General features: G+C 42.7%; 1 protein-coding gene and 1 pseudogene. Both read right to left on the minus strand.

Going from position 1 to position 1,092, the window contains the following annotated elements; all coding sequences use genetic code 11:
* Positions 1-304: 304 nt before the first annotated feature.
* Complete coding sequence (locus Q0256_RS10555) at positions 305-847, minus strand: DJ-1 family glyoxalase III (protein ID WP_297962831.1); 543 nt, start codon at positions 845-847, stop codon at positions 305-307.
* Positions 848-857: 10 nt separating this feature from the next.
* A pseudogene (locus Q0256_RS10560) lies at positions 858-1,092 on the minus strand (cytochrome c); the annotation flags it as partial.

Genomic DNA, 1,092 nt, shown 5'->3' on the forward strand with positions numbered 1-1,092 from the left:
AGGATACGCCTAAAATATTTTATGCTTACGCTCCGCGCCGTCGTGATGTTAATATTTGGTTTTAATAGCAACTAGCTCCAATAAAATTTCATCTGTTGCCCATAAAACCTTTTGCGTTTTTCGATTTAAAATTTGAGTCGCGAGAATTCCATTCGTCGTTTACGAATACTCAGAATAAATATTGTGGTTATTTTATATGTGTGGAGCGAGATAAAATTTGTAGTTCTCAGGCGTGGCAAAATCACGCACCCCGTTTTACAGATGGCAAAATAAAGCGCGCTAGAATCGGCCCTCGCTTGAAATTTTATTTAAAAAGCAAATCGGATTTTAGCTTGGAATAAACCTGCTCGCCTTTTAACTCACGGACGATTTGTAGTGCGAATTCCATTGCAGTAGCGGGACCTTTCGAAGTCATTATATTTTGATCTTTTACGACATTCGCCGAATTCGTATAGCCTGGGTGAGCGATCTGATTTTCAAAACCCGGATAACAAGTGTAAGAGCTTTTTAGCACACCCGCGGTAGCTAGCGCCCACGGAGCGGCACATATTGCGCCGATTTTTGTGTTATTTGCATCAAAGTCGCGTAGGATTTTACCGAGCTTCTCGCTTTTGGCTAAATTCTCCGCGCCAGGCAAACCCCCTGGCAAAACGATCATAGAAAATTCAGACACCTTAATATCATCTAAAATTTCATCCGCCACAAGCTCGATGCCGTGCGTACCGCGAACGCATTTTTTCTCTAACCCCACAGCTAGAGCATCAATATCTGCACGTCTTAAAATATCGATGATGCTTATCGCCTCGAGCTCCTCAAATCCGTTAGCTAAAACTATTGCCACTTTCATCGCGTACCTCTTATTTTAGATACGAGCCCTGCTCACTAGGGGCAGTGGAAATTTCGGTATTCGCACTTCTACTAGATGGGGCATCGTATAGGAATGAATCGTCGCCCTTTAAATAAGCAATAATATAGCCTAGCTCCGTAGCGCTTGTCTTAGCGGCGATCAGCTGCATAATATTTTTCATCTTGCCGCCATAACTTAGATCTGTAGTGTATTGCGACATAGCTATCGAGATCTCTTTGGCATCT

The sequence above is a fragment of the uncultured Campylobacter sp. genome (assembly GCF_937949835.1).
Lineage (GTDB): Bacteria > Campylobacterota > Campylobacteria > Campylobacterales > Campylobacteraceae > Campylobacter_B.